The sequence below is a fragment of the Nocardioides ginsengisoli genome (genome assembly GCF_039537225.1).
GTDB classification, from domain to species: domain Bacteria; phylum Actinomycetota; class Actinomycetes; order Propionibacteriales; family Nocardioidaceae; genus Nocardioides; species Nocardioides ginsengisoli.
In genome coordinates this window covers 173,415-197,926 of the sequence record NZ_BAABAC010000005.1, presented here as the reverse complement: position 1 = coordinate 197,926, position 24,512 = coordinate 173,415, and the positions used below count along the sequence as shown (strand labels likewise).

General features: G+C 72.1%; 23 protein-coding genes. 11 read left to right on the top strand and 12 right to left on the bottom strand.

Annotated features, from left to right (window positions below):
* Nucleotides 1-27 precede the first annotated feature (27 nt).
* Nucleotides 28-519: a thiol peroxidase gene (gene tpx / locus AB4880_RS02620; protein WP_367917641.1), complete on the top strand. Its 492-nt coding sequence runs from the start codon at nt 28-30 to the stop codon at nt 517-519.
* Nucleotides 520-542: 23 nt separating this feature from the next.
* Here tpx and AB4880_RS02615 read toward each other — a convergent pair whose 3' ends face one another.
* Nucleotides 543-845: an MGMT family protein gene (locus AB4880_RS02615; protein ID WP_367917640.1), complete on the bottom strand. Its 303-nt coding sequence runs from the start codon at nt 843-845 to the stop codon at nt 543-545.
* Between the two features lie 172 nt (nt 846-1,017).
* A complete protein-coding gene (gene moeZ / locus AB4880_RS02610) occupies nt 1,018-2,226 on the bottom strand; it encodes an adenylyltransferase/sulfurtransferase MoeZ (protein ID WP_367917639.1) in 1,209 nt (402 codons plus the stop codon).
* 194 nt (nt 2,227-2,420) lie between these two features.
* Between moeZ and AB4880_RS02605 the strand changes: the two genes are divergently transcribed.
* The 4 genes from AB4880_RS02605 (at nt 2,421) to AB4880_RS02590 (ending at nt 4,665) form a co-directional block, all read left to right on the top strand.
* Nucleotides 2,421-3,080 carry a TetR/AcrR family transcriptional regulator gene (locus tag AB4880_RS02605; protein ID WP_367917638.1) on the top strand — a complete coding sequence of 220 codons (660 nt, stop codon included), beginning with the start codon at nt 2,421-2,423 and terminating at the stop codon, nt 3,078-3,080.
* Between the two features lie 53 nt (nt 3,081-3,133).
* Complete coding sequence (locus tag AB4880_RS02600; protein WP_367917637.1) at nt 3,134-3,364, top strand: DUF3107 domain-containing protein; 231 nt, start codon at nt 3,134-3,136, stop codon at nt 3,362-3,364.
* 92 nt (nt 3,365-3,456) lie between these two features.
* The gene (locus AB4880_RS02595) at nt 3,457-4,266 is read left to right on the top strand and encodes a PP2C family protein-serine/threonine phosphatase (RefSeq protein WP_367917636.1); all 810 of its coding nucleotides are present in this window, start codon (nt 3,457-3,459) and stop codon (nt 4,264-4,266) included.
* Between the two features lie 27 nt (nt 4,267-4,293).
* Nucleotides 4,294-4,665, top strand: a complete 372-nt coding sequence (locus AB4880_RS02590) for a hypothetical protein (RefSeq protein ID WP_367917635.1) — start codon at nt 4,294-4,296, stop codon at nt 4,663-4,665.
* A 1-nt stretch (nt 4,666) separates the two neighbouring features.
* Here AB4880_RS02590 and ligD (AB4880_RS02585) read toward each other — a convergent pair whose 3' ends face one another.
* Genes ligD (AB4880_RS02585) through lhgO form a run of 3 tightly spaced genes read right to left on the bottom strand, consistent with a single transcriptional unit; the run spans nt 4,667 to nt 7,766 of the window.
* Nucleotides 4,667-5,620 carry a non-homologous end-joining DNA ligase LigD gene (gene ligD, locus AB4880_RS02585; RefSeq protein WP_367917634.1) on the bottom strand — a complete coding sequence of 318 codons (954 nt, stop codon included), beginning with the start codon at nt 5,618-5,620 and terminating at the stop codon, nt 4,667-4,669.
* Nucleotides 5,620-6,558 (bottom strand): non-homologous end-joining DNA ligase, encoded by a 939-nt coding sequence (gene ligD, locus AB4880_RS02580; protein WP_379228134.1) that lies wholly within the window; start codon nt 6,556-6,558, stop codon nt 5,620-5,622. The genes ligD (AB4880_RS02585) and ligD (AB4880_RS02580) overlap by 1 nt, the downstream gene beginning before the upstream one ends.
* An 8-nt stretch (nt 6,559-6,566) precedes the next feature.
* Nucleotides 6,567-7,766, bottom strand: a complete 1,200-nt coding sequence (gene lhgO / locus AB4880_RS02575) for an L-2-hydroxyglutarate oxidase (protein WP_379228136.1) — start codon at nt 7,764-7,766, stop codon at nt 6,567-6,569.
* Between the two features lie 65 nt (nt 7,767-7,831).
* On the opposite strand from lhgO, the gene ku reads away from it, so the two are divergent.
* On the top strand, nt 7,832-8,737 hold the full coding sequence (ku, locus tag AB4880_RS02570) for a non-homologous end joining protein Ku (RefSeq protein ID WP_367917632.1): 906 nt from the start codon (nt 7,832-7,834) through the stop codon (nt 8,735-8,737).
* 27 nt (nt 8,738-8,764) lie between these two features.
* On the opposite strand, the gene AB4880_RS02565 is transcribed toward ku, so the two are convergent.
* Both AB4880_RS02565 and AB4880_RS02560 read right to left on the bottom strand, forming a co-directional pair.
* Entirely contained in the window at nt 8,765-10,591 is a 1,827-nt protein-coding gene (locus AB4880_RS02565) for an FHA domain-containing protein (RefSeq protein ID WP_367917631.1), read from the bottom strand.
* A 5-nt stretch (nt 10,592-10,596) separates the two neighbouring features.
* Nucleotides 10,597-11,922 carry a protein kinase domain-containing protein gene (locus tag AB4880_RS02560; protein WP_367917630.1) on the bottom strand — a complete coding sequence of 442 codons (1,326 nt, stop codon included), beginning with the start codon at nt 11,920-11,922 and terminating at the stop codon, nt 10,597-10,599.
* Nucleotides 11,923-12,061: 139 nt separating this feature from the next.
* Here AB4880_RS02560 and AB4880_RS02555 point away from each other — a divergent pair, with 139 nt between their 5' ends.
* Nucleotides 12,062-12,763, top strand: a complete 702-nt coding sequence (locus AB4880_RS02555) for a vWA domain-containing protein (RefSeq protein WP_367917629.1) — start codon at nt 12,062-12,064, stop codon at nt 12,761-12,763.
* Nucleotides 12,760-13,683, top strand: a complete 924-nt coding sequence (locus AB4880_RS02550; protein ID WP_367917628.1) for a protein phosphatase 2C domain-containing protein — start codon at nt 12,760-12,762, stop codon at nt 13,681-13,683. Before AB4880_RS02555 ends, AB4880_RS02550 begins: the two co-directional genes overlap by 4 nt.
* Here the strand turns inward: AB4880_RS02550 and AB4880_RS02545 are convergent, their stop codons facing one another.
* Both AB4880_RS02545 and AB4880_RS02540 read right to left on the bottom strand, forming a co-directional pair.
* Nucleotides 13,684-15,297, bottom strand: coding sequence for a hypothetical protein (locus AB4880_RS02545; protein WP_367917627.1), 1,614 nt, complete (start codon nt 15,295-15,297; stop codon nt 13,684-13,686).
* Between the two features lie 55 nt (nt 15,298-15,352).
* The gene (locus tag AB4880_RS02540) at nt 15,353-16,165 is read right to left on the bottom strand and encodes a protein kinase domain-containing protein (RefSeq protein WP_367917626.1); all 813 of its coding nucleotides are present in this window, start codon (nt 16,163-16,165) and stop codon (nt 15,353-15,355) included.
* 186 nt (nt 16,166-16,351) lie between these two features.
* On the opposite strand from AB4880_RS02540, the gene AB4880_RS02535 reads away from it, so the two are divergent.
* The 3 genes from AB4880_RS02535 to AB4880_RS02525 are packed head-to-tail and all read left to right on the top strand — an operon-like array spanning nt 16,352 to nt 19,659.
* Nucleotides 16,352-17,968 carry an FAD/NAD(P)-binding protein gene (locus AB4880_RS02535; protein WP_367917625.1) on the top strand — a complete coding sequence of 539 codons (1,617 nt, stop codon included), beginning with the start codon at nt 16,352-16,354 and terminating at the stop codon, nt 17,966-17,968.
* 28 nt (nt 17,969-17,996) lie between these two features.
* Nucleotides 17,997-18,422: a hypothetical protein gene (locus AB4880_RS02530; RefSeq protein WP_367917624.1), complete on the top strand. Its 426-nt coding sequence runs from the start codon at nt 17,997-17,999 to the stop codon at nt 18,420-18,422.
* Between the two features lie 4 nt (nt 18,423-18,426).
* A complete protein-coding gene (locus tag AB4880_RS02525; RefSeq protein WP_367917623.1) occupies nt 18,427-19,659 on the top strand; it encodes an FHA domain-containing protein in 1,233 nt (410 codons plus the stop codon).
* Between the two features lie 774 nt (nt 19,660-20,433).
* Here AB4880_RS02525 and AB4880_RS02520 read toward each other — a convergent pair.
* Genes AB4880_RS02520 through AB4880_RS02510 form a run of 3 tightly spaced genes read right to left on the bottom strand, consistent with a single transcriptional unit; the run spans nt 20,434 to nt 24,482 of the window.
* On the bottom strand, nt 20,434-22,449 hold the full coding sequence (locus tag AB4880_RS02520) for a cation:proton antiporter (protein WP_367917622.1): 2,016 nt from the start codon (nt 22,447-22,449) through the stop codon (nt 20,434-20,436).
* Between the two features lie 54 nt (nt 22,450-22,503).
* Nucleotides 22,504-23,586 (bottom strand): ABC transporter permease, encoded by a 1,083-nt coding sequence (locus AB4880_RS02515; protein ID WP_367917621.1) that lies wholly within the window; start codon nt 23,584-23,586, stop codon nt 22,504-22,506.
* A complete protein-coding gene (locus AB4880_RS02510) occupies nt 23,583-24,482 on the bottom strand; it encodes an ABC transporter ATP-binding protein (protein WP_367917620.1) in 900 nt (299 codons plus the stop codon). Before AB4880_RS02510 ends, AB4880_RS02515 begins: the two co-directional genes overlap by 4 nt.
* Between the last annotated feature and the right edge of the window lie 30 nt (nt 24,483-24,512).

Below are 24,512 nucleotides of genomic sequence, written 5' to 3'. Positions count from 1 at the left end.
CCTCGGCCGACCTGCTAGACAGTGACCATGGCTACCACTGCACTCGGGGGCAACCCCGTCACCACCGTCGGCGAGCTCCCCCAGGTCGGCGCGGCCGCTCCGACCTTCGAGCTGGTCAGCTCCGACTTCAGCGCCGTCACCCTTCCCGAGGGTCAGCGCGCGGTCCTGAACATCTTCCCGAGCATCGACACCGGCGTCTGCGCCGCGAGCGTGCGGAAGTTCAACGAGCTCGCCGCCGGCCTCGACAACACCACCGTCATCAACGTCTCCCAGGACCTGCCGCCGGCGCTCAACCGCTTCTGCGGCGCCGAGGGCATCGAGAACGTCCAGGTCGGCTCGGGCTTCCGCTCGACCTTCGGCGACGACTACGGCGTGAAGATGTCCGACGGCAAGCTCGCCGGCCTCTTCGCCCGCTCGGTCGTCGTGGTCGACGCCGACGGCACCGTGCTGCACGCGCAGCTGGTCCCCGAGATCGCCACCGAGCCGGACTACGACGCCGCCATCGCGGCGCTCTCCTGAGCCGATCGATCTGGCTTAGCTAGCTAGCTCCGAGTCGCCGGGTCCCAGTAGGCCCGGCGCAGGTCGAGGGAGCCGTTGCCGTTGCGCAGCGGCGTCCCCTCGGCCAGGTACTCCGCGCGGGCCCGGTCGTCGTGGCTCGGTGGGAGCGTGCCGTCGGCACGCACGACCCGCCACCACGGCACCGGGCCGCCGTATCTCGCCATCACCGAGCCCACCTGACGAGGGCCGCCGCCGGCGACCTCCGCGATCGCGCCGTAGGTCGTGACGCGCCCCGGCGGGATCTGCTCGACCAGCTCGAGCACCCGCTCGACGTACCCCTCGTCCACGGGGCCGATTGTGCCTGCCCGCGCCGACAGACGCCGAGAGCCCCATCCGTGAGGACAGGGCTCTCAGGTGCTCCCTCGGTGCGGTGAACGCATTCTTCCGATCGGTGCGGAGCGGCTCTCGCCGCGACGTCAGGATCAACGACGACGCGGCGTCGCGGTTACGCGGGGTGCCTCAGTAGCTCGGCTGGCTCGGGTCGATCTGGTTGACCCACGCCACCACGCCGCCGCCCACGTGGACGGCGTCGTCGTAGCCGGCGCCCTTGACGATCGCGAGGCACTCGGCCGAGCGGACGCCGGACTTGCAGTGCAGGACGACCTGCGTGCCGGAGTCGACCGGCGGCAGCTGGCCCAGGGCGGTGCCGTTGAGGAAGTCGCCCTTGGGGATCAAGATCGCGCCGGGGATGTGGTTGATCTCGGCCTCGGCGGGCTCGCGGACGTCGACGAGGACGAAGTCGCGGCTGCCCTCCTCGCGCTCCTTGATCATGGTGGCGAGCGTGCTGACGTTGATCGTCGCGTCGACGGCGGCGTCGGCGGCCTCCTCGGAGATCGCACCGCAGAAGGCGTCGTAGTCGATCAGGCCGGTGACGGTGGGGTGGTCACCGCACAGCGCGCAGTTGGGGTCCTTGCGGACCTTCAGCTTGCGCCACTCGAGCTCGAGTGCGTCGTAGATGACGAGCTTGCCGATGGCCGGGTCGCCGGCGCCGATCAGCAGCTTGATCGCCTCGTTGACCTGGATCGAGCCGATGCTCGCGCAGAGCACGCCCAGCACGCCGCCCTCGGCGCAGGAGGGGACCATGCCCGGCGGCGGCGGCTCGGGGTAGAGGCAGCGGTAGCAGGGGGCGTCGTCGGCCATGGTCGGGGCGAACACCGAGGCCTGGCCGTCGAAGCGGTAGATCGAGCCCCAGACGTAGGGGATCCCGAGGAAGAACGCCGCGTCGTTGACCATGTAGCGCGTGGCGAAGTTGTCGGTGCCGTCGACGATGAGGTCGTAGCCCCGGAAGACGTCCATGACGTTGTCGTTGTCGAGCCGCTCCTCGTGGAGGACCACGTTGACGAGCGGGTTGATCTCGAGGATCGACTCCTTGGCCGAGAGGCCCTTGGACTTGCCGAGGTCGGACATGCCGTGGATGACCTGGCGCTGGAGGTTGGACTCGTCGACCTCGTCGAACTCCGCGATGCCGAGCGTGCCGACGCCCGCGGCGGCCAGGTAGAGCAGGGCGGGGCTGCCCAGACCACCGGCGCCGATCACGAGGACCTTCGCGTTCTTCAGGCGCTTCTGACCGTCCATCGCGACGTCGGGGATGATCAGGTGGCGGCTGTAGCGGCGGACCTCGTCGATGGTCAGCTCGGTCGCCGGCTCGACGAGCGCGGGAAAGCTCACGGATACTCCTCGTACTGCGGATTCGGATAGGGGCAGTCCTGGCGCAACGCTCGGGAGGCGCCGGGATGTTCCCGGGTTCCTCCATCGTCCCTGCCGCTTCCCAGGGCTGGGCACCGCGTCCCGCCTTGTGGACGTCGTCCCGCGCGGGTGGCCGGTGGGTAGGCGATCCGCTACCAGCGAGTAGGCTCAGGGGCGTGGTGACCGAGCAGTTCGACATCGACGAGGCGCGACCGCGCGGCGTACGACTCCCCCGACGCGAGCGACGCGCGCAGCTGCTGGCTGCCGCCCTGGAGGTCTTCGTCGCGCACGGCTACCACGCCGCCGCGATGGACGACATCGCCGAGCGCGCGGGCGTGTCCAAGCCGGTGCTCTACCAGCACTTCCCCGGCAAGCTCGAGCTCTACCTGGCGATCCTCGACGCGGCCTGCGACTCGATCATCGCCAACTGCCGCAAGGCGCTGGAGTCGACCCAGGACAACAAGCAGCGCGTGGCGGCGGCGATCGACGCCTTCTACGCCTACGTCGGCCACGACACCGGCGCCTTCCGCCTGGTCTTCGAGTCCGACCTGACCAACGAGCCCGCCGTCCGCGGGCACGTCGACCGGGTGACCACCGAGTGCGCGGCGATGATCGCCTCGGTCATCGAGGACGACACCGCCCTGCCGGCGGCGGCGTCCCAGCTGCTCGCGGTGTCGCTGGTGGGAATGGCGCAGGTGAGCGCCCGGTTCTGGCTCACCGAGGCCGAGAACGGTCTCGCCGACCTCACCCGCGACCAGGCCACCGCGCTCGTCGCCGGGCTGGCCTGGCGGGGCATCCGCGGCTACCCGCTCACCGACGAGCACCCCGAGGCCTGACCACACCACGCTGGCTAGGCTGGGGTCCGTCCCCACGAACGAGGAGTGTGACCATGACCGTCGAGGTCAAGATCGGTGTCCAGAACACCGCCCGCGAGCTGCACATCGAGACCGACGAGACCAGCGAGTCCGTCGCCAAGCTCGTCGCCGACGCCATCGCGGCCACCGACGGGGTGCTCACCCTGACCGACACCAAGGGCAAGGTCACCGTGGTGCCCTCCGCCAAGCTGGCCTACGTCGAGATCGGCCGCAGCACCTCGGGCCAGGTCGGCTTCCGCTCCTGAGCACCTGAGCACCTGAGCACGTCGTAGCGACGGCGCGGAACTTCGGCGCCCCTCCCCCGCGTTGAACAGACACGACCAGGGAGGTGAGCGCCGTGCTCCAGTTCCGTTTCGCCGCGCGCAGCGAGACCGGTCCGGTGCGCGAGAGCAATGAGGACGCCGGCTTCGCCGGTCCCTACCTGCTCTGCGTCGCCGACGGGGTCGGCGGCGCCGCGGCCGGCGAGGTGGCCTCGGCCACGACGTCGTACGTCGTGAGCGCGCGGGCGCTCGCGCACCCCGGTCACGAGCCCGGCCGGCTCCTCGTCGCGGCCGCCCGCGAGGCGCACGCGCAGCTCGCGCTCGGCGTCGCGGCCGATCCGCGGCGCGTCGGCATGGCGACGACGCTGACCGCGGTCCTGACCGACGGCGTCCACACCGCGCTCGCGCAGGTCGGCGACTCGCGGGCCTACCTGCTGCGCGACGGCGAGCTGAGCCAGCTGACCCACGACCAGACGCTGGTCCAGACCATGGTCGACGCGGGGCGCATCACCGCGGAGGAGGCGGCCGCCTCGCCCTACCGCAATGTGGTGCTGCAGGCCGTCGACGGCGACCACGTCCCCGATCCCGACGTCCTCATGCTCGCACTCCAGCCCGGCGACCGGCTGCTGCTGTGCAGCGACGGGATCAGCGACGTGCTGACGCTGCCGATGCTGGCGCAGCTGATGGGCGTCGGCGCGCGCAGCCGGGCGGTCGACCGGACGATCGAGGCGGCGCTCGACGCGGGCACCCGCGACAACCTCACCGCGATCGTGGCCGACGTGGTCGAGGCGCCGGGCATCGCGGCCAACGGGATGGTGCTCGGAGCGGCGTTCGACCTCCACAATGTGGTGGATCCGACGGCCGTCCGTCCGTTGCGCTCGGCCTGAGGGCCCGCCGAGTCCTACACTGGTGTGGTGAGTGCCAAGCGGTACGAGTACGCGCGCCTGTGGGTGCCGCTGTACGACGCGGCTGCCCTCGCGGTCACCCGGCCGGTCTACCTGGTCGAGGCGGGCGACGGCTTCGAGGGCTTCGCGGCCGAGAAGAACACCACGCTCGTCGGCCTCTTCAACGACCTGGGCCGCGTCGGCTGGCGCATCGACCTGACCGCCCAGCGGGTCAGTCACCCGGCGCCGGAGTTCCAGCTGCTCATCGACGCGACCCTCGACGAGGCCGACCACGCGGTCTCCCCCGACGAGCTCGCGCACGCGGTCGGCACGGGCGGCGACCCGGCCGGCGCGGTCACCGACTTCGACGTCTACGGGATGCGGCGGCGGGTCAGGGACTGACCTACAGCGCGAAGAGGTCTCCGTAGTCGTCGACGCGCTCCATCACCTGGGAGGGCGTGAGCTGCTCGAGACCGAGCGGGTCCTCGGCGCCCGCGGCGACCTCGTCCCAGTCGATCGGGGCGGCGACCTGGGGGCGCGGCGTCCCCCGCAGCGAGTACGGCGCGACGGTGGTCTTGGAGCCGGCGTTCTGCGACCAGTCGAGGAAGACCTTCCCGCGCCGGCGCGACTTGGTCATCGTCGCGGTGACCTGCTGGGGGTAGGCGGCCTGCAGCTCCTCGGCGATCGCCTTGGCCAGATCGCTCGTCTCGGACGACGGCAGCGGCTCGGGCAGCGGGGCGTAGAGGTGGAGGCCCTTGCTGCCGCTGGTGACCGGGAGGGCGTCGTAGCCGCGCTCGGCGAGGGCCTCGCGGGCGAGCAGCGCGACCTGGCAGCACTCGTGCAGGCCGGCGGGCTCGCCGGGGTCGAGGTCGATGACGAGGCGGTCGGCGCCGACCGGCTCGTCGTCCTCGTCGACGGTCCACTGGTGGACGTGCAGCTCGAGGGCGGCGAGGTTGACCATCCAGACCAGGGTCGGCAGGTCGTCGACGATCGGGAAGACGAGGGTGTCGCCATCCGCACGGGGGGCTCCGTCCCCCGTGGACCCCCCGGAACGCCGACGTCGGCTGCCGGTGGTCGGGACCTCGGCGGTGCGGACCCAGCTCGGTGTACCGCCCGGGGTGTTCTTCTCGAAGAAGCTCATGCTGCCGACGCCGTGCGGCCAGCGGATCCGGGTGACCGGGCGGCCGGCGAGGTGCGGCAGCAGCACCGGCGCGACGCGGACGTAGTAGTCGAGCACCTCGCCCTTGGTGGTGCCGGTGCTCGGGTAGAGGACCTTCTCGAGGTTGGTCAGCCGCAGCGTGCGGCCCTCGACGTCGACGTGGACCTCGGTCTGCGGGTGCTCGTAGCGCTTGGGCATCAGGCGTCCTCCGGGGCCAGGTCGTCGGGCGTGAGGTCGCTCCGCACCCCCTGGTACGACGGCTGCCGCAGCCGCTCGTAGCCGAGCCCGTGGGTGTCGATGTCGACGACGAGCACCGGCTCCACCCACCGGGTGCCGTCGGCGTCGACCCGCGGCACCTCGTCGGCGAACGGGCTGGCCGCACGGGTCAGGGGCGCCAGCAGCTCGGCCAGCGACCGGGACTGCTTGGGGCCGATGCCGCTGCCGACCCGGCCGCGGTAGGCCAGGCCGTCGGCGGTCGGCTCGCCCACGAGCAGCGCGGCAAGCCGGTCGCTGGTGCCGACCTGGGGGCGCCAGCCGCCGATGACGAAGGAGCCGCGGTGGCGGTGGGGGAACTTGAGCCACTGGTGGCTGCGCTCCCCCGGCCGGTACGTCGAGTCGCGGCGCTTGCTGACGATGCCCTCGAGCCCCTGGGCGCGGGTCGCCTCGTAGAGCATGGCGCCGTCGTCGTACTCCTGCGGGACCTGCCAGCCGGCGCCGCCGAGCTCGAGGTCGACCAGCAGCGCGCGCCGCTCGGTCAGCGGCAGGCCGATCAGGTCGCGGCCGTCGAGGCGGAGCAGGTCGAAGACCATGAACGTCGCGGGCGTGCGCTTGGCCAGGCGCGCGACCGTGGTGGACTTGCGGACGTGGAGCCGCTCGGCGAGGACCCGGAAGTCGGGCAGGCCGCGCTCGTTGAGGCCGATGATCTCGCCGTCGACGACGACGTCGCGCGCGGGCGGTGTGGCCAGCTCGGGCCAGGCGGGCGAGATGTCGTTGCCGTTGCGGCTGATCACCCGCACCCCGGTGCGGCCCGCGAAGGCGAGCGCGCGGACGCCGTCCCACTTGACCTCGTGGCACCACTCGTCGCCGGTCGGGACGTGGATGCCCGCGGTCGCGAGCATCGGCAGCAGGTCGGGCACGGTATCCATCATGCCGGGATGCGGTCGACCACGTAGGCGGCGATGGCGAGGCTCGACGTGGCGGCGGGCGACGGGGCGTTGCGGACGCTGGTGACGCCGTCGGAGTGGTCGATCCGGAAGTCGTCGACGAGCGTCCCGTCGCGCTCGACCGCCTGGGCGCGGATCCCGAAGCCGCGGCGGGTGACGTCGGCGATGCCGATCGCGGGGACGTAGCGCTGGGCGTCGCGCAGGTAGGCGCGGACCGACAGCGAGCCGCGGACCTCACGGACGCCGGTGCGCCAGTGCCGGGCGGCCAAGTGCCAGAAGCCCGGCCAGGCGGCGGTGCTGACGAGGTCGGCGAGGCTGACCGAGCCGCGACGGTAGGCGTCGCGGTGCGGGGCGAGGACGGCGTTCGGCCCGACCTCGAGGGAGCCGTCGACGCGGCGGGTGAAGTGGACGCCGAGGAAGGGGTAGCGCGGGTCGGGCACCGGATAGACCATGCCGCAGACCAGGTCCTGCTTGGCGGGCGTGACGGCGAGGTACTCCCCGCGGAACGGGAGGATCCGGGGCGAGGCGTCGTCGCCGACGAGGGCGCCGAGCCGGTCGGACTGGAGTCCGCCGCACAGCACCACCCGCCGGACGTCGTACGGCGCGGGGCCGGCCTGCAGCCGGACTCCTCCGGCGACGCGGGTGATCGCGGTGACCGGCGTCGACAGCAGCACCCGGCCGCCGGCGGCGGTGATCTCGCGGGCGAGCTGCTCGGCGACGGCGACGTAGTCGGTGATCGCGGTGCGTGGCGAGTGGAGCGCGGCGAGGCCGGCGGCGTGGGGCTCGACGTCGCGGAGGCCCGCCGGGTCGAGCCGGGTCAGGCCGGGGACGCCGTTGTCGCGGGCGGTCCGCTCGAGCGCGTCGAATCGACCCATCTCGCCGGGGTCGACGGCGACGACGACCTTGCCGCACTCGTCGTACGGGAGGGTGTGCTCGGCGCAGTAGTCGCGCAGCAGCGCCCGCCCGCGCGTGCACAGCTCGGCCTTGAGGCTGCCGGGGCGGTAGTAGATGCCGGCGTGGACGACGCCGGAGTTGTGGCCGGTCTGGTGGGCGCCGACCCGGTCCTCCTTCTCGAAGACCGTGACGTCGACGCCGGGACGACGGCGGAGCAGCTCGCGCGCGACCGCGAGGCCCACGATGCCGCCGCCGACGATGCCGATCCGGTCGCTCACGGGGCCCATCGTGTCAGGCGGCTCGGGTCCCCGGTTCGGGGCGGGCTGTCGGCGTCGCAGCGTAGGCTGAAGTCATGCGTGCGATCTGGAAGGGTGCCGTCTCGTTCGGCCTCGTCAGCGTCCCGGTCAAGCTCTACAGCGCGACCGAGAGCCACGACGTCTCGTTCCGGCAGGTCCACGCCAAGGACGGCGGCCGGATCCGCTACCAGCGGGTGTGCGCGATCGACGGCGAGGAGGTGCCCTACTCCGACATCGCCAAGGGCTACGAGACCGAGGACGGCGAGATGGTCATCCTCACCGACGACGACATGGCCAACCTGCCGACGACGTCCTCGCGCGAGATCGCCGTCGAGAAGTTCGTGCCGAGCGACCAGATCGACCCGCTGCTGTTCGAGAAGTCCTACTACCTGGAGCCGGAGAAGACCGGCGCCAAGCCCTACGCGCTGCTGCGCCAGGCCCTGCTCGACGCCGACCGGATGGCCGTCGTCACCGTCGCCCTGCGGCAGCGGGTGACCACCGCGGTGCTGCGCGTGCGCGACGACGTGATCGTGCTGCAGACGATGATGTGGCCCGACGAGATCCGCAAGCCCGACTTCTCCATCGAGACCGGCGAGGTCAAGGACGCCGAGGTCAAGATGGCCCAGATGCTCATCGAGACGCTGGCCGGCGACTTCGACCCCTCGGAGTTCGAGGACGACTACGCCGACGCGGTGCAGGCCGTGGTGAAGGCCAAGATCGAGGGCGGTGAGGTGCAGCGCACCGAGACCTCGGCCAAGACCGGCGGCGAGGTCGTCGACCTGCTGGCCGCGCTCCAGCGCTCGGTCGAGGCGGCGAAGTCGTCGCGCGGCGAGGGCGAGGCGCCCGCCGCGAAGAAGACGGCCGCCAAGAAGGCCGCTCCCGCGAAGAAGGCGGCCGCCAAGAAGGCTCCGGCGAAGAAGACGGCCGCCAAGAAGACCGCCGCGAAGAAGAAGGCCAGCTGACCCGCTGCCGACCCGCCCGACGCGAGGTCAGCGGGCCTCGGCCTCGGCCTTCGCGATCAGGCTCTTCACCACGTCGATCGACCGGATCCGACCGCTGGTGACCGTCGTCCCCTGGTCGGCGAAGAGCGAGGTCGGAATGCCGATCAGGTCGCCCTTGCTGTTGATCGCCATGCCGCCGGAGTTGCCGGGGGCGATGCGGGCGTCGGTGTCGAGCTCGGAGCGCGGACCCAGGTCGGGGTCGTTGAGGACGGTCGACACGACGCCGGTGGTGACGGTGATCGACTCCCCCGAGCCGGCCACGGCCGGGAAGCCGAGGACGGTGACGCTGTCGCCGGCGCGCAGGTCGTCGGAGCTGCCGATCGGGACGGTGGGCAGCTTCAGCTTGCCGTCGAGCGGGCTGCCGTCGGCCTTCGCGTAGATCTGGACGACGGCCGCGTCGAGCTTGCCGTCGGCCTCGACCACGCGGGCACGGTAGGCCGCCGGGGCGTTGGTGTCGGTCATCCCGTCGGTGAGCGAGATGAGCAGGTAGGGCGGGTTGGCGATCCGCTCGGACGAGCCGTACTTGTCGGCCAAGCCCGGAGCCTCGGGCTCGGCGACGTGGGCGTTGGTGAGGATCAGCCCGTCGGAGCGGATGATCGAGCCGGACCCGTGGTAGGTGCCGACCTGGCCGGGGTTGTCGAGCAGGTGGGTCTCGGCGGTGATCTTGACCGTGGCGGCCTTCGCGGCGTCGAGGGCGGCGACGCTGGTGCCGCCGCCGTTGGCGCTGCCCCCGCCATGGTCGTCGCGGCCGAGCAGCCACGCGACCCCGACGATGCCGGCGACGAGGAGCAGCGCCGCGGCCACCGCGCCGCCGATGATCAGCCGCTTGCCGAGACGGCGGCGGGCGATCCGGCGCTCCTCCTCAGCCGCGGACAGGATCGGGACGAGCGTCAGCTCGGGACCGGCGACCGGGTGGCCCAGGCGCAGGCTGAGCCGCTCGTCGAACTGCCGGGTGGGCATCCGGCGGCCGTCGAGGAAGGTGCCCTCGTTGGAGAGGTTGGTGTAGGTCCAGCCGCCGGGGTGGGCGTCGATCCGGCCGTGGACCCGCGAGCAGGCCGGGTCGCCGATGACGACCGTGCAGTCGCTGCGGCGGCCGACCGTGATCTGCATCGGGTGGCGGAACCGGTGCTCGCGGCCCTCGGCCACGATCAGCAGGTCGGGACCGGTGCGCGGCGCCGGGCCGGCCTGGCCCGGCATCCCGTGCGGCTGTACGGCGAGCACCTGGGTCGCGTCATTGCCCTCGATCGGCAGCGGCAGGCCCGGGGCGGCCGCGGGGCGGTCGGCGGGGACGGCGGCGGGGAAGGCGGGCGTGCCCATCGGCGGAGTGGCCGGCGGGGTGGCCGGCGGCGCGTTCGGCGGCGGGGGCGGCATCGCGGACGGCATCGCGGACGGCATCGCGGACGGCGTCGCGGACGGCATCGCCGAGGGCGGCCGGACGACGGTCGGCGGCCGGGTGGGCTCGTCGACGAGCATCGGCGGGGCGGCGGGGGCGCGCGGCGTGGCGGCCACGACGTCGTACTCCTCGGCGGGGACGATCGTCAGCCCGGCGCCGGCGGCGGGCGGGCCGCAGCGGACCGCGATCCGGCGCTCGATGGGGTACTCGGTGATCCGCTCGTCGTCGACGTAGGTGCCGAACTGGCTGCCGGAGTCGACGAGCACCCAGCCGAAGTCGGTGGCCTGCAGCTCGGCGTGCTGGCGCGACACCGATCCGGCGGTCAGCACCACGTCGGCCTCGATGGCGCGACCGATCCGGTAGACCGGCTTGCCCTCGAGGCGCAGGACCCGGCCCTCGACCTCGACCACCAGTGCAGACATGCGGTTCACCCTAGGCCGGGCGCGGGCGGCGCCGGACGGCGCACCTGCACGATGGCGTTGCGGATCTGGATGCGCGCGCCGTCGACCAGCTCGATCGTGCGGTCGGGCTCGAGCAGGAAGCTCTGCCCGCCCGGGTAGGCGACCGGCCACGAGAAGTCGGAGGCGTTGTGGAGGCCCCAGCGGTCGGGCGCCTCGGGGTGGCGGCGCACCTGCCCGAGGGCGGTCGGGTGGTCGGTGCCGGAGGTCAGGTGGTCGGAGCGGATCGTGGTCTGCGGGCCGACGGCGATGGTGCGCCGCCCGACCTGCAGCAGGTACGGCGGACGCACGTGCGTGCTGTCCTGCCAGCAGACCACGTGGTCGTCGCCGGGGCTCCAGAAGTTCGTCGTCCCGCAGGTCGGGCAGGCCAGCATGCCGTCGCGGAGCCGGTCCATCGCCTTGATCCACTGGCCCTCGGTGACCCGGGCGCCGGGGTTGTCGAGGCCGTCGACGAACGCCTGGACGAAGAGGTCGCGCAGGAACTGGGGGTAGATGCTCCAGTACTGCTGGACGATCTGCGCCGGCCGGTTGTCGGTGCGCGTCGGGTGCATGCAGAACACGGGGTCGGTGCCGAAGTGGCTCATCAGCCAGTGGGCGTCGCGCATGCCGGCGTCGGTGCGGGCGCCCTCGAGCGGGTGGCCGAGGAAGAGCGCGTAGAAGAGCAGGATCGCCAGCGAGTGGCGGTCGGTGTCGGTGTTGGGCAGGGTGCGGTAGGTGGTGTCGCGGACCACCTCGGGCGCCATGAAGTACGGCGTCCCGAGCACCCGCCCGGTGCCGTTGTCGATGCCCACGTTGTCGTTGTCGCAGATCAGCACGTCGCCGTTGGCCGGGTCGAAGAAGACGTTGCCGAAGGAGATGTCGCGGTAGCACAGGCCGCGGGCGTGGAGCCGCAGGAAGCTGTAGCTCAGCTGGCGGCACAGCTCGATGATGGAGGAGAAGGAGACGTCGAGCGGGCGGCCGTCGCGGTCGGCGTTGAGCAGCAGGTAGCTGAGCTCGAGGAAGCGCTGGCTGCGCAGGTGCATGACGTAGCCGAAGCTGGGCTCGGTGCCGACGCGGGCCATGCTCAGCGGCCACAGGAAGCGCTGGTGGGGCGAGCCGATCTCGACCAGCTGCTGCATCTCGTCGTACTGCTGGGCGGTGGCGCTCTCGGGCTTGTACCACTTCAGGGCCAGCGGCTCGCCGGAGTCGCGGCGCACCTCGAACACGTAGCCCTGCCCGCCCTGACCCAGCAAGGACGTCACGCGGGCGCGCCCCAGCGGCCCGAGGTCGACCTCGACGCCCTCTGCCAGCACCATGGGTGTGCCCGACCTCCGTTATCCCGACTTCAATCCGCTGATCAGGCTATAACCTCGTCAGAACGGGGATGGTTGAAACCTGACCACTCGTGATGACGTCACATTCCGGCGTCGCCGACCAACGGATAGGGAGGGCCCGATGAGCGACCGGCTGGGCGGCGCGCTGGCGCGCAAGCCGCTGCACTTCATCTTCGTGCTCGACGTCTCGGGCTCCATGATGCGCGGCGGTCGCATCCAGGCCCTGAACAACGCGATCACCGAGGTGCTCCCCCACCTGCGGGACGAGGCGCGCGCCAACCCCCATGCCGAGCTGCTGGTCCGGGTCCTGGCCTTCGCCAACGAGCCGCAGTGGGTCATCGAGCAGCCGACGCCCGTCGACCAGATCCACTGGTCGCGGCTCGAGGCGGTGCCGCGCGGGTTCACCGAGCTCGGCAGCGCGCTGCAGACGCTGGCCGCCGCGCTCGACCACCTCGACGAGAGCAAGAGCGCCTTCCCGCCCGCGATCATCCTGGTCTCCGACGGCCGGCCCACGCAGAGCAGCGGCGTCACCTTCGCCGAGGGCCTCCAGGCGCTGCTCAACAACCGCTGGGGCGCGACCGCCGTACGGCTGGCGCTGGGGGTGGGCCGCGACGCCGACATGCACTCGCTGCGCCGCTTCATCGGCGACGAGGACGTCCCGCTGCTGCGCGCCGACAACCCCGAGCAGCTCGTCGAGTACATCGTCTGGGCGTCCAAGGCCGCCAGCAAGGTCGCCTCGCGACCGGTCGTCGGCCCGACCAACGGCGTCACTGCCGCGCCCCCGAGCCCGATCGGTGACCCGATCTGGAGCACCCTCGGATGACCCAGCCCCCGGCCGGCGACCGCCGGCCCGAGGTCGCGGCGCCCGACGTCGGTCCGACCTGGACCACCCTGGCCGACACCACGATCGGCTCGGTCCACGTCCGCGACCAGCTGCCGCTGCAGGACGCCGTGCTCACCTGGTCCGACCACGCCCAGGGGCAGGCGATCGTCGCCGTCGCCGACGGGCACGGGCACAAGCTGCACTTCCGCAGCGACACCGGCGCCGCGCTCGCCGTCGTCAGCGCGGTCGAGGAGCTGCGCCGGGCGCTGCCCGAGCTGGCCGGGCTGTCGAACGGGGAGGACCGCGACGACGTCGTACGACGGACGGGGGCGGCGCTCGTCGCCACCTGGACCGCGAAGGTCGAGCACCACCTCGCGGCCCACCCCTACTCCCCCGCCGAGGACGAGCTCGGGGCGTCCGCCGACCCGCTGCGGGCCTACGGGACGACGATCCTGGTCGCGGCCGCCGCGGGTGACGTGATGGCGTTCCTGCAGATCGGCGACGGCGACTCGGTCCTGGTGACCGCCGACGGCGTGGCCTCGCGGCCGCTGCCCGAGGACCCCGACCAGGACGGGCTGCACACCAGCTCGCTGTGCCAGCCGCGCCCGCTCGAGGCGCTGCGCGTGGCGGTCGTCGACGCCGGCCCCGAGCAGGTGGCGCTCGCATTCCTGTGCACCGACGGCTTCGGTCGCTCGCGCGTCGACGCCGACGGCTGGTGGCGCCAGACCGGCGAGCAGCTGGTGGAGTTCACCCGCGACCGCGGCCTGGCCTGGGTCCGCGGGCAGCTGCCGGTGTGGCTCGAGGAGCCGGCCCGGATCGGCGGCGACGACACCACGATGGCGCTGCTCGTCCGCTCGGACGTCGCCGGCATCGACCGGCCCGACCTGGCCGACACGGTGCCGGTGCCCGACGTCGACTGATCAGTCGGAGGGCCACCAGCTCTCGAGCTGCTTCAGATTGCCGTCGAACTGCCAGGCGACGCCGTAGCAGTTGCAGTCGCCCTTGTTCCAGTCCCAGTAGAGGGTGGCGGTGCCGTCCTCGACGTAGGCGTAGTAGCCACCCTCGGCCGCGCCCTCGCCGAAGCGCCAGGTGCCGCCGCTGCCCTGCTGGCTCGACTGGTTGTACTTGTCGCGGTAGTACTTCCGGTCGGAGCGCAGGTTCTTGCGGGTGGCGTAGCGGCCGACGGTGACGACGATGCCGCTCTCACCGGACTCGCACTTGCTCTCCTCGGTCTCGCCGTCGAAGAAGGTGCGCTGGCGGGTGCAGCTGGACGCCTTCATGTTGATGTTGACGAACTCGCGCAGCGTCGGGTTCGCGATGGCGACCGGCTCGTTGACCCGCGGCGAGGTGGCGGCATAGGCGGTGACCAGACTGTCGATGCTCGCGGTGTCGGAGCCGGTCAGCGTGGCGGACTGCAGGCTGGCCTGGGTGTCCCAGTAGACGACCGCGGCGTCGCCCTCGCTGTTGCCCTGCTTGGGGTCGAACTCGTAGAGGGCGGTGCTGCCGCTGTTGGCGGTCAGCGTGCCGGCGCGGTAGTCGAGTCGGCTGGAGCGGGCGGCATCGAGGCCGGACTGGTCCTGGTAGGTGACCAGGCGCAGGTTGCCCGCGCCGATGGTGCACTGGACGACCTCCTTCTCGCCCGTGCCCGGGTCCTGCGCCTGACAGTTGCTGGCACCGGAGGTGATCGTCGCGGCGAGCGCGGTGTAGCGCTTGTCGAGCGCGGCCGGCGTCACGTCGACCTTCGGCTTCTCGGGCTTGTTCTTCTTGTGCGTGGCGCTCGGCTTGGGCTCGTCCTTGCCGTTGAACAGGACGACGGCCGTGACGCCGCCGGCGATGACGACCACCGCGGCGATCGCGGCGGCGATCCAGACCGCGCCGGACTTCTTCTTCTTGGGCGGGACATAGCCACCGGGGCCACCGGGGCCACCGAGACCACCGGGGCCACCGGGGCCACCGGGGCCACCGAGACCACCGAGGCCGCCGGGGCCCGGGTAGGGCGTCGGCTGCGGGTAGGGCGTCGGCTGGGGCTGCGGCTGCTGCGGGCTGGGCGCCGGCGGCCAGGAGCCCGGCGTGGGCGGCGGGGGCGGCAGCTGGGTCGGCGCCTGGGGCGGCGACGTCGGGCTCTGCGTCGGGCCGGGCTGGCGCGGCGTGGTCGTCGGCGGGGGCAGCGGCGCGGAGCCGTGCCGGCTGGAGCGGTAGCGCAGGACGACGGCCTCGGGGACCTTGCCCACGGCGTAGCCCAGCACCGCCGAGGCCCAGCTCGAGGCGGCCTGGTCGTCGCCGCCGCGGTTGCGGGCCAGCCGGAGGCCGGCCTCCTCGACCGCGCGGTGGGGGTCGGCGCCGCCGTCGATCATCGCGACGAGCGGGTTGAGCGCGTCGAAGCGGACGGCGTCGACGAGCAGGTTGATGTCACCGGTGCTGGCCTGGTCCTCGGGCAGCACGTCGTCGAGCATGCCCCGGAAGCCGGTGGCGTCGTCGAGGATCGAGCGGCCGTGGGTCTGGACCAGCTCGCGAAGTGCGGTGTGAAGCTCCATGGACTACCTCAGGCAGATCGGGCGGGACAGGGGGAAGCAGGCGGATCAGAGGGGATCAGACGGCGGAACCGAGCTCGGCGACGAGACCCGACGCCCGGTCGGCGACCTCGGCCGCCGTCCGCGGGCGGGCCGCGACGTCGGCGTCGAGACAGGCCGCGATCAGCGCGCGGGCGCTCGGCGAGAGCGCGTCGGACAGGGTGGGCTGGGAGGCGAGGATCGAGCGGACGAGCAGCAGTGGCTCGGTGTCGCGCAGGTCGCCGTAGACGCCCTTGCCGGTGATGGCGTAGTGCAGCGAGGCGCCGAGCGACCACACGTCGCTGGCCCGCGAGGCCTGCGCGCCCAGCATGATCGCCGGGTCGGTGAACTCGAGGCCGATCTGCCCGAGGCCGGTGGTGACCATGCCCGGGGAGAGCAGCTGCGAGAGGCCGAGGTCGGACAGCCGGCCGCCGTCGTCGGCGAGCAGGATGTTGGCCGGCTTGATGTCGCGGTGGGCGATGCCGCGCTCGTGCAGGGCATGCGCCGCCAGCGCCGCGTCGCGGACGGCGGCGACCCGCTGCCCGACGCCGATCTCGACGGCGGGCTTCTCCAGCGACCCGAGGGGGAGGTACTCCATCGCGTAGTAGAACGCGCCGCCGTGCCGGCCGGCGTCGTAGACCGCGACCAGCCGGTCGGAGTCGGCGACGCTGAAGTGCTTGAGCTCGCGGGTGGCGCGACGGAAGGCGTCGTCGGACGTCGGGCCGGCGATCACCTTGACGACGACCTCGGCAGCCGCGATGCCGAGGCGGGCGGGCGCCTGGGCCAGGTAGTTGGTGCCGTAGTTCGACTCCCCCAGCGCGCGGACGAACTGGTAGTCAGCGATTCCCTGCACGCGATCCTCCGTGAATCCCGGTCGTGCCGTGTCCCGCCGGCGGGCGGCTCCCCAGCATGTCACGGTCTCACCCCCCTCACATCCCGAAACCCGGCGATTGCCCGTGGCCGATCCCCATGATTCGGGCCGCACGCGAGCGGGTAGCGGTGTAGCGTTCCGGACGCACTCAGCGACCTAGGAGGCGCCTTGATCGACCCCTCTGCCGCATCCGTCGTGCCGACCACGGACCCATCGACGTACCTGCCTGCGCAGCCGATCACCGGCGACCTGACCGATCAGCTGCTGCAGACGGACTTCTGGACCGACGACATGGTCGCCGGCGCCGGCATCCCCATCGTCGACGTGCCCTTCGTGACCGTCGGCGGCGGCATCGGCTCCTTCGTGACCGTCGACTACCTGCGCATCGCGGGCGTGCCGACCTCCCAGATGCGGGTGCTCAGCACGCTCGACTTCCCGTGGCAGACCTACGAGTACCTCACCCGCGTCTCGCAGGTGCCGCGTCCCGAGCGGATCCGCTCCGACTCGGCCTCGCGCCCCGACAACATCTGGGGCTTCCCGTCGTACGCGGTGAGCGAGGCGATCCACAAGAAGTCGCTCAAGCCGTTGTGGAACGTCTTCGCCGAGCCGATCTTCACCGACTACTACACCCCGCGCGCCGGGCATGTCTTCGAGAACCTGGAGCGCGAGTCCAAGCGCATCGGCTACGACGAGATGCTGGTCAAGGGCCTGGTGCGCATCGTCCGGCGCCGCTACGGCGGTGGCTACTTCACCATCCTGACCCCGCCCGAGGGCGCGTCGGCCACCAAGCGGGTGGCGTTCCGGTCGCAGTACGTGCACATCGCGGTCGGCTACCCGGGCCTGAAGTTCCTGCCCGAGCTGCAGCGCTACCGCACCGAGAACAACGACTACCGGCACATCGTCAACGCCTACGAGGCGCACGAGCACGTCTACGAGCGGCTGGTGCAGACGCCGTCGACGGTGCTGGTGCGCGGCGGCGGCATCGTCGCCTCGCGCATCCTGCAGCGGCTGATGGACGACCGCGAGAAGCACGGCGCGCAGACCCGGATCGTCCACCTGTTCCGCACCTACATCAACGGCACCAACGACGGCTACGGCAACGAGAGCGACCCGCGCCCCGGCGGCGGGAAGACCAAGCTCACGATGCGCCGCCGTGGCGGCGACGGCTGGGCCTACCAGGGCTTCAACTACCCGAAGTCGGTGTGGGGCGGGCAGCTCAAGGCGCAGGTCCGCAAGCTCGAGGGCGAGGAGCGAGCCCAGCTGTACAAGCGGATGGGCGGCACCAACACGCCCTGGCGCAAGAGCTGGCAGCGGCAGATGAACCAGGGCCGGCGCGAGGGCTGGTACTCCTGCGTGGTCGGCACGGTCGACGAGATGAAGCCCAGCGGCGAGCGGATCCTCAACCAGGTCCGCACCGCGCAGGGCGTCGTCCCGCTCGAGGTCGACTTCGTCATCGACTGCACCGGCCTCGAGGCCGACATCGCCGAGCACCGGCTGCTCAAGGACCTGCTCGAGCACGGTGGCGCGAGCCGCAACCCGGTCGGCCGGCTCAACGTCGACCGCAACTTCGAGCTGATCGGCGCCCAGTCGGGCGGCGGCACGGTCTACGCGTCCGGCGCGACCACGCTGGGTGGCTACTTCCCGGGCGTCGACACCTTCCTCGGCCTGCAGGTCGCGGCCCAGGAGATCTACGGCGACCTGGCCAAGCGCGGCTTCTGCAAGCGGATCGGGCCGGTGCGCTCGACCGCACAGTGGTGGAAGTGGCTCGCCGGGAGCAGGCCGTGATGACTCGACGGACAGGAGCGCGCTCGTAATGCTGCCCACCTTGAACGGCCGGCTGCAGACCCGGATCTTCATGCTCGTCGTCGTCGGCGGGCTGATCACGCTCGTGCTGACGCCGATCCTGCCCGGCGACCCGGACTACCGGACGACGTACCTGATCCTGGCGACGGTGCTGGTCCTCGGCGTCGTCTGGGAGCTGATCTACCACGTCATCCAGCAGTTCCGGTGGGAGAAGGACTGGCCCACCATGTTCGGGCTGATCACCGCGCTCAACGAGGGCGCGCTGGTGTGGCTGCTGCTCGATCTCGAACTGGTGCCCGGGATCGACGGCGTGCCCGACTTCTGGGCGTTCTTCATCGACTTCTCCGTGATCTGGATGTTCATCTGGGTCTGGACCAACGGCCCGATGCGGGTGCCCTTCATCCGCTGGCGCTTCTTCGGCGGAAGGATCGTGTGACCCCATGACCCAGACCTCTGCAGACGACTGGGCGCGCGCCCGCGTCGTGCCCGGCCCCGGCGGCGGCACGCTCGCCCGGATCGGCCCGGTCGTCCTCCTCGTCGGGTCCGACGACCCCGAGGTCGTCCGGCCCTACCTCGAGCACGCCGAGATGGTCGCCGCCAACGGCGGCCAGGGACGCCAGCTGGTGCGCGGCTACGCGCTCATGCTGTCGACCGCGACCGACCAGTCCCCCGGCTTCGCCGCGCTCGCGCCGCACACCACCGGCCTCGCCGTGTTCGTCGACGGCGACGTCACGGTCACCGTCGACGGGCAGTCGATCACGGGCGCCGAGTCGCTGGCCTGGGTCGAGCGGCTCATCCCGTGGCCGGTCGAGTCGGTCGCGGTGACGCTGCCGGGCGCGAGCGCGCCGGACGAGGCGTCGTCGTACCGGCTGGACGGCGGGGTGGTGCCCGCGGGCTCGCTGAGGGTCGGGGCCGGGACGTCCGCCGCCGAGCCGGTGATGGAGCCGGTGGTCGAGGCCGCTCCCCCGCCGCCGCCCACGCCGGAGCCAGTGCCGGTGCCGGTGCCGACGCCCGAGGCGGTGCCGGTGCCCGAGCCGGTGGTCCCGGTGGCCGGCCGCCCGCTGCCGCCGCCGCAGGTCGACGAGCACGTGAACTTCCAGTCGGTCCTGCTCAGCGACGTCGAGGACGACCTCGACGACTTCGAGCCGCTGCCGATCGTCGAGAGCGCCGCGCAGGTCATGGAGGAGCACGCCCACGAGCAGGTGCGCGGTGTCTACTGCAAGAACCGCCACTTCAACGACCCGCGGGTGCTCTTCTGCGGGATCTGCGGCATCAACATGGTCCAGCAGACGCCGGTCCTGGTGAACGGCCCGCGCCCGCCGCTGGGCGTGATCGTGCTCGACGACGGGTCGGTGTTCCAGCTCGACACGCCGTACCTGCTCGGGCGCGACCCGGCCGGTGACGAGCGCGTCGCGGCCGGCGACTTCCGACCGCTGCCGATCATCGACCAGTCCCACGAGGTCTCCCGGGTGCACGCCCGGCTCGAGATGCGCGGCTGGGACGTCGTCCTGGTCGACAACAACTCGACCAACGGCACCTTCGTGCACCTGCCGAAGACGCCGGACTGGGTCCGGATGCCCCCGGGCGCCGAGCAGGTGCTCGTCCAGGGCACCCGGGTGCGGATCGGGCACCGGACGCTGGCGTTCAACACGCACGCGGGCAGCTCGAGCTGAGGTGAAGCGCGGGCCGGATCAGGCGTTCCGAGGGAGGGTTCGCGCTCATGGAGCTCGTTGCCGTCCAAGACCGCTCCCCCGACGGGCGGCCGCGTCTACGTCGGCAAGGTGCGCGCCGTCGTCGAGCTCCGCGACCACAGGTGCCGCTTCCCCCGCTGCGGCAGGGCAGCCCGCCGCGGGTCAGCTCGGTCGCGATGCAGTGAGCAGCGCGACGCACTCGACCGCGCATGTAACTCGGTGTCCATGCATCCACCAGGGGGTCATGACCGGTAACGACACCGTCGTGGATGCCCGAACACTGCGGTAGATGCCGAACCGGGTGGTAGATGCCCGAAGGCCGTGGTAGATACACGAACACCGAGTTACAAGCGCGGCCACGTAGCTGTCCGCGAAGGCGAAGCCGGCCTGCCCGGGGCTGACCACCACCACCGCGGCGGTGCCGCAAGGCCCGGTCCTGCGACCTTGATCGGGCGCGACCACACGGCCGAGGCGGGCCGACGTGCCCCTGCAATCTCTTCCCGCTCTACGGGCGCCGGCGCCACCACCGCGCGAAGACGCACTCGACGTGGCGCTACGACGTCATCAGTCCGGGCACCTACGAATGGCGAAGCCCGAACGGTTTCGGATTCCGCGTCGAGCACCGCGGCACGCATCCCCTGAGAACAGGAGCCGCTGAGAAGCGCATCAACGAGATCGCCTCTGGAAAGGGGTGTACCGGCAACCACCGGAAACCCACAGCGGACCGCAACCCACCGCACACGCGCCGAAGGCGCGTCACGCAGACGCCGGCACCGCGGCGAGCGCAATGGCCGAGAAGTCGACCGGCGCCGCGTCGACCTCGGCGCGCACGCGCATGCCCGCTCCCCCGTGCGTCCCGTACGGCGACAGCTCGATCGCCGCGGCCGCCAGCGGCCCGTCCGGGGCGGGCGCGAGACGGACACCGCGCGCCTCGAGGGCGGCGCGGGCGGCGGTGACCCGGCGGCCGTCGCCGCGCAGGTCGAGCGTGGTGTCGCGGACCAGGGCGAGCCGGGCGCCGAGGAGGGTGGCCGCGTCGCCGTCGCTGTCGCCGGAGGCGTGGACGACGACGGGCGCGTCGGCCTCGGGGCCGGGGGTGCCGGCGGCGGCGACGATGACGGGCGACTCGTTGGCGGCCATGACGGCGGCGAGCGACGGGTCGTCGGACCAGGCGAGCAGGCCCTGCGGGCGGAGCGCGCCGATCAGCTCGACGAGGTCCTGCTCGACGTCGGCGCTCGGGTGGGCGATGACGCGGACCGGGACGCCGAGCTCCTCGCCGCGGTGCACGAGGACCTGCTGGCGCTCCATCGCCGCAGCCATCTCGGCCAGGTCCAGGGAGAGTCCGCTGCCGACCTCGAGCGGGCGGCCCTGCGGGGTGAGGTCGGCGATCACGATCTCGGCGGGCCGGGCGCCGGCGAGCGCGCCGACGGCGAGCTCGACGAGCAGCCGGTCGTCCTGTCCGTCGCGGCCCAGGACGAGCATCCGGTCGACGGCCTCCACGCCGAGGGCGGCGCGCTCGGCCTCGGCGATGTCGCGCGCGACCCGGCGCTGCGGGTAGACGTAGCCGAGCAGTGGCCCGGTCATCACCGTGGTGACCAGCGCCATGATGACCATCATGGTGAACAGCTGCTGGCTGAGCAGCCCCTTCTCCAGGCCGACGTTGAGGATGATCAGCTCGGTGAGGCCGCGGGTGTTCATCAGCAGCCCGAGCGCGCTGGCCTGCCAGTGCGGGACCTTCAGGAGGCGGGCGCCGACGTACGCGCCGACGTACTTGCCGACGATGGCGACGGCCAGGATCGCCAGCAGCGGCACGATGTGCTCGGTGCCGAGGCCGCGGATGTCGACCTTGAGGCCGGACAGCAGGAAGAACACCGGCAGCAGCAGGAGCACCGAGATCTGCTCCAGCCGGACCAGGATCTCGTGGCGCATCGCGGCGGCGTGCTCGTGCGGGATGATCGCGCCGAAGAGGAAGGCGCCGAAGATGTAGTGGATGCCGAGTAGGTCGGTGGTCGCCGCGAAGAGCAGCAGCCCGACCAGGACGACGGACATGATCGCCGGCGTCAGCTCGCCGGCCCGCTGGTAGCTGCGGGTGAGCCAGGTCAGTGCCGGGCGCACCACGAAGATCGCGACCAGCACGAACGGGATCGCCAGGTAGATCGCCCACCCGGGCAGGTGACCGTGCTCCCCCTCGACGCCGGCGACCGCCAGTACGACGGCGAGCAGGGTCCAGGCGATGATGTCGTCGGTCGCAGCGCAGGCGAGCGCGAGGCCGCCGGTCTCGGTGCGGTGCATCCGGCGGTCGGTGAGGATCCGCGCCAGCACCGGGAACGCGGTGATCGACATGGCCGCGCCCATGAACAGCGCGAACGGCCAGAACTCCGCGTTCTCGGGCTTGAGCGCCTTGGTCGCGGCGCTGGTCACGAACAGGTGCGCCAGCCCGACGCCGAGCGAGAACGGCAGCAGGATCGAGCAGATCGACACCGCGCCCGCGACCCGCTCACGGCCCTTGATCAGCTTGATGTCGAGCTCGAGACCGACCACGAACATGAACAGCACCAGGCCGACCCGGGCCAGGATGTCGAGGAAGCCACGCTGGTCGACGGGAAACAGCTGACCACTGAGGTGGGCGCCGAGCAGGCTCGGGCCGAGCAGCACGCCGGCGCCGATCTCGCCCACGACCGGCGGGACGCCGACCTTGGCGACCAGCATGCCGGCCACTCGGGCGACGATGATGATGAGCGCCAGCTGACCGAGGATGACCGGGAAGTCGACCATGGCACAGACCCTAGGGTGTCGGAGGCCTCCCCGTCCCGGGTCCGGGGACAAGGATCAGGTGGTCTCCCAGCGGAACAGCCTGGCCGCGAGTGCGGTCACCACGACCGCGAAGCCGGCCAGGATCGCCAGTGGCACCAACGCCGACGACGGCCCCTGCCCGCGGACCATCACGTCGAGCATCCCGGTGTTGAGGTGCTTGAGCGGCAACAGGTCGGACACCCGTTGGATCCACGTGGGCGCGGCGTCGAGCGGGAAGAACGAGCCGCTGAGGAAGGCCATCGGCAGCACCAGGAAGTTGGCCAGGTTGACCGCTCCCTCGGTGGTCTTGGCCAGCGCGCCGGCGAGCAGCCCGATCGCCATGAAGCAGAGCGTTCCGACCACGATGAGCGGGATCGACATCCACCAGGCCCCGGTCAGGGTCAGCCCGAAGGCGGCCGCGCCCAGGCCGAGGAAGATCGCCAGCTGGGTGAGGGCGATCGTGAGCGTCACCGCGACGCGCGCGCCGACGATCGTGCCGGGACCGACCGGCGCGAGCTGGAGCCGGCGCAGGAGCTTGGACTGCCGCCAGCCCTGCAGCGTGGCCGCGGCGCCGAAGGCGGCGCTCATCGCCACCGCCCAGCCGAGCAGGCCCGGCGTCACGAACTGGATCGTCGTCAGTGAGTCGTCCTCGACCCGCTCGGTGACCAGCCGGAAGGCGGGAGGCCTGCCGGAGGCGGCGACGTTGACGCCGTCGACGAAGGCCCGCAGCGTGCCCTGCGTGACGGCGGCCCGCACCTGGTCGGTCTGCGTGTAGTGGGCGATGACCTGGTCGTCGCGCTGCTCGACCGCCACGTCGGCGTCGCCCTTGCGCACCTTGGCCAGCGCCGCGGCGAGATCGCTCTTCCGGGTCACCTGGAAGGTCTGGTCGAACGCGGTCGCGGCGTCCTTCGGCAGGTCGTCGATGAAGGGCACCGCGCCGACCTGGATCAGGTCGACCTTCGACTGACCCTGGTTGGCGAGCAGTCCGCCGAAGAGCACGAGGAACATCAGCGGGAAGATGATCGCGAAGAAGACCGACGCGCGGTCGCGCAGGAAGCCGCGCAGGATCGCGATCGACAGCGCCCAGAACGGCGAGCGCACCCGGGTCGTGGCGCTCATGCGCGGTACTCCCGTCCGGTCAGGGCGAGGAAGACGTCCTCCAGGGTGCCGGTCTGCACGGTGACGCCGTCGAGATGCTGCCCCGCGGCGAGCGCGCCGAGGACGGCGGCCGGCTCGCGGGTCACCAGGACGACGCCGTCGGGGCCTTCGCCGACCTCGCCGACGCCCGCGATGGCACCGGCCTGGGCGGCGGTCAGCGCACCGGGAGCGACGGTGATCCGGGTCGGCGCGTCGAGCCCGCGGACCAGCGCGGCCGGGGTGTCGAACTGCAGGATCCGGCCGTGGTCCATGACCGCGACCCGGTCGCAGAGGATCTCGGCCTCGTCCATGTAGTGCGTGGTGAGGACGACGGTGCGGCCGCTGTCATTGATCGAGGACAGCAGGTCCCAGAGGTTGCGGCGGGCCTGCGGGTCGAGCGCCGCTGTCGGCTCGTCGAGGAACACCAGCTCGGGGTCGTGCACCAGCGCGCAGGCGATCGACAGCCGCTGCGCCTGACCCCCGGACAGCGCCTCGACGCGGGTGTCGGCCTTGTCGCCGAGCCCCACGCGCTCGAGCCACCCGTCGGCGGTGGCCGCGCCCACGCCGTACAGGCTGGCGAAGGTGCGGATCTGCTCGCGGGCGGTCAGCCGCTCGAAGAAGGATGACGCCTGCAGCTGCACGCCGATCCGCGGCTGCAGCCGCGGGTTGCGCGGCCACACGGCCTCGCCGAGCACCTCGACGGTGCCCGCGTCGGGTCGGCGCAGGCCCTCGATCATCTCCAGCAGCGTGGTCTTGCCGGCGCCGTTGGGTCCGAGGACACCGACGAACTCACCGACGCCGACGTCGAGGGTCACGTCGTCGACGGCGGTGAGCTCGTCGTACCGCTTGGTCAGCCCGAGTACATGAATGGCGGTCATCGGGACCGAGCCTAGAGCCCGGTCCCGACA

Bases quoted from the DNA above. Each gene is read 5' to 3' on its own strand.
- AB4880_RS02565 (WP_367917631.1), bottom strand. From the start codon at position 10,591: ATGTCTGCACTGGTGGTCGAGGTCGAGGGCCGGGTCCTGCGCCTCGAG.
- AB4880_RS02530 (WP_367917624.1), top strand. From the start codon at position 17,997: ATGCTGCCCACCTTGAACGGCCGGCTGCAGACCCGGATCTTCATGCTC.
- tpx (WP_367917641.1), top strand. From the start codon at position 28: ATGGCTACCACTGCACTCGGGGGCAACCCCGTCACCACCGTCGGCGAG.
- ku (WP_367917632.1), top strand. From the start codon at position 7,832: ATGCGTGCGATCTGGAAGGGTGCCGTCTCGTTCGGCCTCGTCAGCGTC.
- AB4880_RS02560 (WP_367917630.1), bottom strand. From the start codon at position 11,922: ATGGTGCTGGCAGAGGGCGTCGAGGTCGACCTCGGGCCGCTGGGGCGC.
- ligD (WP_367917634.1), bottom strand. From the start codon at position 5,620: ATGCCCAAGCGCTACGAGCACCCGCAGACCGAGGTCCACGTCGACGTC.
- AB4880_RS02545 (WP_367917627.1), bottom strand. From the start codon at position 15,297: ATGGAGCTTCACACCGCACTTCGCGAGCTGGTCCAGACCCACGGCCGC.
- AB4880_RS02600 (WP_367917637.1), top strand. From the start codon at position 3,134: ATGACCGTCGAGGTCAAGATCGGTGTCCAGAACACCGCCCGCGAGCTG.
- AB4880_RS02525 (WP_367917623.1), top strand. From the start codon at position 18,427: ATGACCCAGACCTCTGCAGACGACTGGGCGCGCGCCCGCGTCGTGCCC.
- AB4880_RS02520 (WP_367917622.1), bottom strand. From the start codon at position 22,449: ATGGTCGACTTCCCGGTCATCCTCGGTCAGCTGGCGCTCATCATCATC.
- AB4880_RS02555 (WP_367917629.1), top strand. From the start codon at position 12,062: ATGAGCGACCGGCTGGGCGGCGCGCTGGCGCGCAAGCCGCTGCACTTC.
- AB4880_RS02550 (WP_367917628.1), top strand. From the start codon at position 12,760: ATGACCCAGCCCCCGGCCGGCGACCGCCGGCCCGAGGTCGCGGCGCCC.
- AB4880_RS02510 (WP_367917620.1), bottom strand. From the start codon at position 24,482: ATGACCGCCATTCATGTACTCGGGCTGACCAAGCGGTACGACGAGCTC.
- AB4880_RS02515 (WP_367917621.1), bottom strand. From the start codon at position 23,586: ATGAGCGCCACGACCCGGGTGCGCTCGCCGTTCTGGGCGCTGTCGATC.
- lhgO (WP_379228136.1), bottom strand. From the start codon at position 7,766: ATGGGCCCCGTGAGCGACCGGATCGGCATCGTCGGCGGCGGCATCGTG.